Origin of the sequence: Kitasatospora sp. NPDC004799, assembly GCF_040609095.1 — a bacterium.
In the GTDB taxonomy this organism is placed as follows: Bacteria; Actinomycetota; Actinomycetes; order Streptomycetales; family Streptomycetaceae; genus Kitasatospora.
Genome location: NZ_JBEXJK010000360.1, coordinates 1 through 8,539 on the forward strand (window position 1 = coordinate 1; position 8,539 = coordinate 8,539).

Genomic DNA, 8,539 nt, shown 5'->3' on the forward strand with positions numbered 1-8,539 from the left:
AGCGCCTCGAACACCTCGGCGGGCTTGCGGCCGAGCGGGGAGACCAGGCCGATCCCGGTGACGACGGCGGTGTGGGGCCACCCACCCGCACCGCCCGCCCCCTTCCCACCACGCCCGAAGGGACGCGCAGCCATGTCCGTACCCGGATTCCCTCCACCCGTAGCCGAGCCGGCCGCCGGGGGACTGGCCACCGCGAGACTCGCGGCCGGCGCCTGGACCGACGCGGCGGTCAAGTTCGGCAACACCGTCGGGGCCGTCGCGGGCTTCCTGGGCATCCTGCTGGTGGTCCTGCTGGTCGCCGGTCGGGCCCGGGGCCGGCTGGCCCGTCCGCTGGCGGTCGCCGTCTTCCTCGGCCCGGCGGTGGTGCTGCTGGCCGTCGGCCTGGTCGTACCGCTGGTCCGCACGGTCTACCTCAGCCTCCAGAACGACGACGGCACCCGGTTCGTCGGTGGCGAGAACTTCGGTTGGGCCTTCACCTCCGACTCGGTGCAGAAGGTGCTGGTCAACACCCTGCTCTGGCTGGTGGTCGCGCCGCTGGTGGCGACCGGGCTGGGGCTGGTGCTGGCGCTGCTGGTGGACCGGATGCGCGGTCAGTCGGTGTACAAGTCGCTGATCTTCATGCCGATGGCGATCTCGCTGGTCGGCGCGTCGATCATCTTCAAGTTCGTCTACGAGTCGCGCGGGCCGGGACAGCCGCAGATCGGCCTGCTCAGCCAGCTCGCCGTGGCGGTGGGCTGGGACGATCCGCCGAACTGGCTGCTCTCGCAGCCGCTGAACACCTTCCTGCTGATGGCGGTGATGGTCTGGGTGCAGACCGGCTTCGCGATGGTGGTGCTGTCGGCGGCGATCAAGGCGATCCCGGACGAGGTGGTGGAGGCGGCCCGGCTGGACGGCGCGAGCGGGGTGCGGCTGTTCTGGTACGTCACCGTGCCGATGATCCGCACCACGGTGATGGTCGTACTGACCACCGTCATGATCATCACCCTGAAGGCCTTCGACATCGTCCGCACCATGACCGGCGGCAACTTCGGCACCCAGGTGCTGGCCAACGAGATGTACTCGCAGTCCTTCGTGCAGTTCAACTCCGGCCGGGGCAGCGCCCTCGCGGTGCTGCTCTTCCTCGCGGTGCTGCCGCTGGTGGCCTACAACATCGTCCAGCTGCGGAAGGAGCGTGAGGTCCGGTGACCGGGACGGAGGGCCGGGAGGGGCCGGTGGACGCGCCGCGTTCGGCGGGCTCGTCGCGTTCGGTGAAGGCGGGGCGGGCGGTTCGGGCGGCGCGGCCGGTTCGGCCGGCGGGTTCGGTACGTCCGGCGGGTTCGGCGCGGCCGGTGCGGAAGGCCTTCAGCAGCCCGCTGGCCTCGGTGTTCGTGATCGCGATGACGGTGCTCTGGACGATCCCGACGCTGGGCCTGCTGGTGACCTCGCTGCGGCCGAAGCAGGACGTGACCGCCAGCGGCTGGTGGAACGCCTTCCTTCACCCGGACCTCGGCCTCGGCAACTACCACGCGGTGCTGTTCGAGGGAGGGCCCGGCGTCTCCACCGGCCTGATGCCCTTCCTGGTCAACTCGCTGGCGATCAGCGTCCCGGCGACGGTCTTCCCGCTGGCGCTGGCCGCGATGGCGGCGTACGCGCTGGCCTGGGTGCGGTTCCGGGGGAGCGACGCGGTCTTCTTCACGGTGTTCGCGCTCCAGGTGGTGCCGCTGCAGATGGCGCTGATCCCGCTGCTGCGGCTGTTCTCCGGCGGCGCGCACCTGGGCCCGCTGACGCTGATCCCGGCGGTGGACCTGAAGGGCAGCTACGCGCCGGTCTGGCTGGCGCACACGATGTTCGCGCTGCCGCTGGCGGTGTTCCTGCTGCACAACTTCATCGCCCAGCTGCCGCGCGACCTGATGGAGGCCGCGGTGGTGGACGGGGCCTCGCACTTCAAGATCTTCCGGTCGATCGTGCTGCCGCTGTGCACACCCGCGCTGGCCTCGTTCGCGATCTTCCAGTTCCTCTGGGTCTGGAACGACCTGCTGGTGGCGCTGACCTTCGCGGGCGGCACACCGGAGGTGGCGCCGATGACGGTGCGGCTGGCGCAGCTGTCCGGCTCGCTGGGCGGGCGCTGGGAGCTGCTCACGGCCGGGGCGTTCCTGTCGATCGTCGTGCCGCTGATCGTCTTCTTCAGCCTCCAGCGGTACTTCGTCCGGGGGCTGCTGGCCGGGTCGGTGAAGGGGTAGTCGGGAAAACCTCGGTGGCGAGAGAATTCTGAACGCGTTCAGAGTCAACTTTTGAACCTGTTCAGAATGGTCTACAGTCGGCAGCGGCCGCACCGCCGGGTGCGCCCGCCGGCGGACCGCCCGATGGGTGGCTTCCGCGTGCACGCCGACCACTGAGGGGGACTCATGTCAGGCCCGTCCATGCCTGCCTCGTCCGATTCGCCTGATTCGCCCGGTTCGAACGAGGTGATCGAGGGGGTCGAGGGGGTCGGGGGAGCCCGGTCGCAGGAGGTGCCCGGGGCGCCGGGTTCGGTCGGTTCCGCCGGTTCGGTCGGTTCGGTCGGTTCGGCGGGGGCGCCGGGACCGTCCGGTGCGGTCGGTGCGCCCGGTGCGGTCGGGGCGCTGGGTTCGGTCGGGATGCCCGGGCCGGCCGCGCCGCAGAACCCGTACGACGCGTACGACCCGTACGGCCCCTACCGCCCTGCGGGCCCCGGCCCGCAGGGCAGGCCCGGCCCGGCCGGGACGCCCGGCGCACCCGTGCCGCCGGTCGCCACGTGGCTGCGCCGCAGCGACCCCGAGCACCGGGCCGCGGCCACGCCCCGGGTCCTCCTGGTGGCCCTGCTCACCGGTCTGCTGACGGCCTGGCTGCTCTACGACGGCCTCGGGCCCAACCTGCTGCTGCTCGGCGCCGCCACCGCCGTCGGCGCCGGGACCGCCGCCCGCGCGGCCGGTCGCCGGATCCGGCCCTGGACGGCGGTGTGGAGCCTGCTCGCCGTCGCCCTCCTGGTCGTCCCGGCCTGGTGGGACGCCGGCTGGCCCGCGGGGCTGGCCGTCGTCGGCGCGCTCGCGCTGGCCTCACTGGCCTTGCACGGCGGCCGCCGCTGGCCGGGCGTGCTGCTCCCGCTGCCCGGCATCCTGTGGCAGCTGGTGCCCTCGGCGGTCTGGGCCTGGGAGAGCATGGACGGGCGGCGGCTGCCCGGCCGCGGCCGGATCGTCCCGGTGCTCAAGGCGCTCGTGGTCGCCGCCGTCCTGCTGATCGTCTTCGGCCTGCTGTTCGCCAGCGCCGACGCCGCCATGGCCGACCTGCTGGGCAACCTCAGCCCGGACCTCGACCTCGACCAGCTCCCGGGTCGCGGCGCGCTGTTCGCGCTCGGGGCGGTGGTCGCGCTGGGCTTCGCGCACATGGCCGCCGGCCCGCGCCGCTGGGACCGTACGGTGATCCGGCCGGGCCGGGAGCGGCGCCGGCTGGAGTGGGCGCTGCCGCTGGTCGCGCTCAACCTGATGTTCGGTGCGTTCGCGGCGATCCAGGCCGTGGTGGTGCTCGGCGGCGCGGACGCCGTGCTGAGCAACACCGGGATGAGCCGCTCCGAGTACGCCCGGCAGGGCTTCTGGCAGCTGAGCGTCATCACCGTGCTGACCCTCGTCGTGGTGACCCTCGCCAAGCGCTGGGCCCCGCGCACCACCCCCGCCGACCACCGGGTGGCGCGGATCCTGCTCGGCCTGCTCTGTGTGCTGGCGCTGGCCGTGGTCGCCTCGGCGCTCGGCCGGATGTGGTTCTACGTGGACGCCTCCGGGCTCACCCGGCTACGGCTCTGGGTGCTGGTGGTCGAGGTCTGGCTGGGCGCCGTCTTCCTGCTGCTGATCGCCGCCGGGCTGACCCGCCGCACCGGCTGGCTGCCGCGCGTCGTCGTCCTCAGCGGGATGCTCACCCTCGTCGGCTACGGCCTGATGGGCCCGGACGCGATCGTCGCCGAGCAGAACGTCACCCGGTACGAGCGGGCCCTGCGGACCGAGCCGGCCACCGCGGCCATCGACCTGCGCAACGTCCGCCGGCTCTCGGCGGACGCGGTGCCGGCGCTGGACCGGCTCCCCGAGCCGCAGCGGAGCTGTGCGCTGCAGCTGATCGGGCAGGAGCTGGAGGGGGAGTCGAGGCCCTGGTACGCGACCAACCTCGCGGCCGCCCGGGCCCGGGAGATCCTGGCGGAGCGGCCGCTGATGGACTCGAAGGCGTCCGACCGTACGGCCTGCGACTGGGCGCGGCTGCCGTACGGCGATCGGTAGGCGGACCGGTCGCGGGGGCCGGGGGAGATCCGCCGAGCCGAGGACCGGGGGAGATCCGCCGAGCCGAGGACCGGGGGACGGCGCAGGGCCGGCCGGGAGCGTGCTGCTCCTGGCCGGCCCTGCCGCCGTCGGTTCGCCCGTGCGGGCGTCGGCGTCAGTGCATCGCGACGGCGGCGGAGTCGCTGGGCAGGTCACTGGCCTTGGCCTTGATCACGAAGACCGCGACCAGCAGGGCGACCGCCGCGAGCGCGGCGCCCACGATGAAGCCGTGCGAAATGCCCTGGGTGAGCACGGTGTTGGCGGCGTCCGTGCCCGGCGGGAACTCGTGGTGCTGCTGGAGGTAGGCCAGCTGCTCCGGCTTCGCGCTCTCCATGAACTTCGGCAGCTGGACGGCGGCCTCGGCGGTGGCGTAGTGCGCGAAGACCGTGGTCAGGATCGACAGGCCGAGCGAACCGCCGATCTGCTGCATCGAGTTGAGCAGGCCCGAGGCGGCGCCGGTCTCCTCGCCGGGGACGCCCGCGACGGAGAGCAGCATCACCGGGACGAAGATCAGGCCCATGCCGAAGCCGAACACCACCGTGGGGCCGAGCACCCCGTCCAGGTAGCCGCTGTCCTTGCTCATCTGGGTCAGCCAGGTGAGGCCGACCGTGACCAGCAGCGCGCCGCCCGCCATGAAGGGCTTCGGGCCGTACCGGGCCTGGAGGTTGGACGCGATCTGCGCGGCGATGATGATCGCGACGCTGATCGGGAGGAAGGAGACGCCGGCCTTCAACGGGCTGTAGCCGAGCGGACCCTGCACGAACAGCACGACGTAGAAGAAGATGCCGAACATGGCCGCGGCCAGGCAGAGCATCATCACCAGGCCGCCGGTGCGGTTGCGGTCGGCGAACAGGTGCATCGGGGTGATCGGCTGGTCGGTGCGGCTCTCGACCACCAGGAAGGCGGCGAGCAGGACCGCGCCGGCCGCGAAGGAGCCCAGCGTGATGGGGTCCGACCAGCCGTCCGAGGCGGCCCGGATGAACCCGTAGACCAGGCCGACCAGGCCGAGCGTGGAGGTGAGCGCGCCGGGCAGGTCGAAGCGGCCCGGGTGGCGCTCGGACTCGGCGATGTAGCGCGGCGCGGCGATCGCGATCAGGATCGCGATCGGCACGTTGACGAAGAAGACCCAGCGCCAGTTCAGGTACTCGGTGAGCAGGCCGCCGGCCAGCAGGCCGATCGCGGCGCCCGAACCGGCCACCGCCGAGAACAAGCCGAACGCCCGGTTGCGTTCCGGGCCCTCGTCGAAGTTGGTGGCGATCAGTGCGAAGGCGGTCGGGGAACAGATCGCGCCGCCTATGCCCTGGAGTGCGCGGGCGGCCAGCAGGAGAGTGCTGTCCTGTGCGAAACCGCCGAGCAGCGAGGCCAGGCCGAACAGCAGGGTGCCGAAGATGAAGACCCGGCGGCGGCCGAGGATGTCACCCGCGCGACCGCCGAGCAGCAGCAGCCCGCCGAAGGTCAGGGTGTAGGCGTTGATGACCCAGGACAGGTCGGTGGTCGAGAAGCCCAGGGCGTCCTTGATGTGCGGCAGCGCGATGTTCACGATGGTCGCGTCGAGGACCACCATGAGCTGGGTGGCCGCGATGACGGTCAGGGTGATGCCCTTGCCCCGCCCCTGGCTGGTCCGCGGTGGTGAGGTCTTGCTGAGCGTGTCGGAGATAGCCACGAATGTGCCCCCTGCTGGCTATGTGCTCGGTGGTGCGGGTCCGGCGGAGTCGCCGGTCCGGGCATGGCGCGGCGCCCTTGCGCAGGCCGCAAAGGAACGGGATCGTTCACTAATCGGACGATAGCCTGGCTGTGATTGTGAACGCAAGCGTTCCTTAAGGAAGGTGGCGATGGAGCGGTTGATGCGGCGCCTGGTGGCGGACCGGTCCGGGCGGTCGCCGGGCGGGACGACGGGAGGGTCGCCGGTGCCGGTGCCGGTGCCGGGGTCGGTGTCGGGGGAGGCGGGCGTTCGGCCCGGGGTCGTTCGACCTGTGGAGTCGGGCTCCGGGGCGGCGGTCGCGGGTCCGGGTGTCGAACCGGGCTTCTGTCCGGTGCGGGCCGCCCAGCAGGCCCTGGCACGGCCGGCGCGGCGCCGGGGGAAGGAGTTGGAGAACGCGATCTTCGAGGCCGCGCTCGACCAGCTCACCTCCGGCGGATACGCGCGGCTGACCATGGAAGGGGTCGCCAGTGCGGCGCGGACCGGGAAGGCCGCGCTCTACCGGCGCTGGGCGTCCAAGGACGAACTCGTCATCGACGCCCTGGACGCCACTCTCCCACGGCCTTACGACACCCCCGACCTCGGGTCCGCATGTGACGAACTCCGCCGGATCGTCGAGGAGTTCACGCAGGCGATGGCCTCCCGGGTGGGCTCGGCGCTCAACGCGCTGATGGGCGAGATCGACCACGAGCGGGCGGAGGTCTTCAAGGCCTTCATCACGGACCGGGTCATCGAGCCGACCGCGCGGGCCATCCTGGAGATCCTGCGCCGGGGTGCCGAGCGCGGCGACGTCCGGCCCGGCGCGGCCAGCCCGCTGGTGGCGGACGTCATCCCGGCGGTGCTGCTCTACCAGGTCAAGATCCGCGGGCTGGAGAACATCGGGCCCGGCTTCGCCGGCCGACTGGTGGACGAGGTGCTGGAGCCGATGATCCGGGCCTGAGCCGGTGGTGCCGGGCTGAGCAGTGGCACCGGGCCCGAGCGGTGGTGCCGGGCGGGCTTAGGCTGGAGGCTGCCCCCGCTGAACGGATGACTCCATGCCTATCGTCCCCCCGACGCACTCCGTCGAACGCTCGCTCCGCCGGGCCGGCGCCAAGATCGTCGTCGGTCTCGACGAGGTCGGGCGCGGTGCCTGGGCCGGGCCGGTCACCGTGGGCGCGGCCGTCACCGGCCTGCGCAGGGCGCCGGAGGGGCTGACCGACTCCAAGCTGCTCACCGAGCTGCGCCGCCGCGCGCTCGCCCCCGTCCTCGCCGACTGGGTCACCGCGTACGCGCTCGGGCAGGCCTCCCCGCAGGAGTGCGACGAGCTCGGCATGACGGCGGCGCTGCGGCTGGCCGCCGTCCGCGCGCTGGAGGCGCTACCGGTCGAGCCCGACGCGGTGATCCTGGACGGCAAGCACGACTACCTCGGCGGCCCCTGGCGGGTGCGCACGGTGATCAAGGGCGACCAGTCCTGCATCTGCGTCTCCGCCGCCTCGGTGCTCGCCAAGGTCCACCGCGACGGCCTGATGGCCGAACTGGGCGAGGGGTTCCCGGAGTACGGCTTCGCCGACAACGCCGGGTACCCGTCCCCGGTGCACCGCGCCGCGCTGGAGGAACTCGGCCCCACCGAGCACCACCGGCTCTCCTGGGCGTACCTGGATGCCCTGCCGAAGTGGCGTCATCTCAAGCGCGTCCGGGAGGTCGCGGGTGACGGCCGCGGGTCCGCCGACGAACAGTTGACGCTCGGTTTCTGACGGTCCGTCTGGAATTGCCCCAGGAGGGGGTGGCGGGAGGCCGGTGCCCAAGGGGTGGGGCGCCCGTGCGCGTCCGACCGGCATTTGATAGATATCCGGGTATGCCTGTCTTCCCCGAGGAGCCGGAGATTCACGAGAGCCTCCCGGGCCCCGGCGTTCCCTTCCCCCGCGAGTCGGACGCACAAGCCCCTGCCACCGCACCCAGCACCGTCGCCGCCCCGGCTCCGGTGCCCGGCCCCCGTCCGGCGCCGCCGCGCCCGGCCCCGCCGCGCCCTGCCCGTCCGGGCCCGCCGCGACTGATCCCCAAGCCCGGATCGGCCCCGCGCCACCCGGCCCCCGCCGCACCGGGGGTGGAGGTCCAGCGGATCGCCGCCACCCCGGCGCAGGCGGTGGAGCGCGCCGACGACGCGGTCGACCTGCTGCTGGAGTCCGGCCGCGACCCGGGCGACATCCTGGTGCTGACGGTCGGCGAGGCGCACCCCTGGCAGCAGCACGAACTCTCCTTCGGCGAGGAGCGCTACTGGGCGCAGCTCGCCGAGGGCGGGGACGTGTTCTACGCGGACGCCGCGCTGACCCGTCCGGTCCGCCGTGAGGTGGTCGTCCTGGTGGTCAACGGCGGACCGTCCGCCAAGGCCGCCGAGGCGTACACCCGGGCGCTCGACCACGCGACCGCGCTGCTGGTGGTCTGCGGCGACGCCGGCCCGGCTGCCGCCGGCGCGGCCGGAGCCGCGCCGGGCCGCCCGGCCAGGGCCTGACCACAGTCGTCCACTTCGGGCCCGGTGCCGCCGTACGGTGCCGGGCCCGAGGTC

Annotated in this window: 7 protein-coding genes; 6 read left to right on the plus strand and 1 reads right to left on the minus strand. The window is 73.0% G+C overall.

The genetic code is table 11. From position 1 onward, the window contains the following. Positions 1-132 precede the first annotated feature (132 nt). From ABZW03_RS32090 to ABZW03_RS32100, 3 genes are all read left to right on the plus strand, one after another. A complete protein-coding gene (locus tag ABZW03_RS32090) occupies positions 133-1,185 on the plus strand; it encodes a sugar ABC transporter permease (RefSeq protein WP_355266127.1) in 1,053 nt (350 codons plus the stop codon). 143 nt (positions 1,186-1,328) lie between these two features. After that, on the plus strand, positions 1,329-2,219 hold the full coding sequence (locus ABZW03_RS32095) for a carbohydrate ABC transporter permease (RefSeq protein WP_355266130.1): 891 nt from the start codon (positions 1,329-1,331) through the stop codon (positions 2,217-2,219). 396 nt (positions 2,220-2,615) lie between these two features. Beyond that, positions 2,616-4,259: a DUF4173 domain-containing protein gene (locus ABZW03_RS32100; protein ID WP_355266133.1), complete on the plus strand. Its 1,644-nt coding sequence runs from the start codon at positions 2,616-2,618 to the stop codon at positions 4,257-4,259. 154 nt (positions 4,260-4,413) lie between these two features. Here ABZW03_RS32100 and ABZW03_RS32105 read toward each other — a convergent pair whose 3' ends face one another. Beyond that, entirely contained in the window at positions 4,414-5,955 is a 1,542-nt protein-coding gene (locus tag ABZW03_RS32105; protein ID WP_355266144.1) for an MFS transporter, read from the minus strand. Positions 5,956-6,385: 430 nt separating this feature from the next. On the opposite strand from ABZW03_RS32105, the gene ABZW03_RS32110 reads away from it, so the two are divergent. From ABZW03_RS32110 to ABZW03_RS32120, 3 genes are all read left to right on the plus strand, one after another. Further along, positions 6,386-6,937: a TetR/AcrR family transcriptional regulator gene (locus ABZW03_RS32110; RefSeq protein ID WP_355266136.1), complete on the plus strand. Its 552-nt coding sequence runs from the start codon at positions 6,386-6,388 to the stop codon at positions 6,935-6,937. 94 nt (positions 6,938-7,031) lie between these two features. Beyond that, positions 7,032-7,730 carry a ribonuclease HII gene (locus ABZW03_RS32115; protein ID WP_355266139.1) on the plus strand — a complete coding sequence of 233 codons (699 nt, stop codon included), beginning with the start codon at positions 7,032-7,034 and terminating at the stop codon, positions 7,728-7,730. Between the two features lie 350 nt (positions 7,731-8,080). Further along, positions 8,081-8,485, plus strand: a complete 405-nt coding sequence (locus ABZW03_RS32120) for a hypothetical protein (RefSeq protein ID WP_355266142.1) — start codon at positions 8,081-8,083, stop codon at positions 8,483-8,485. The last annotated feature ends 54 nt before the right edge of the window (positions 8,486-8,539 follow it).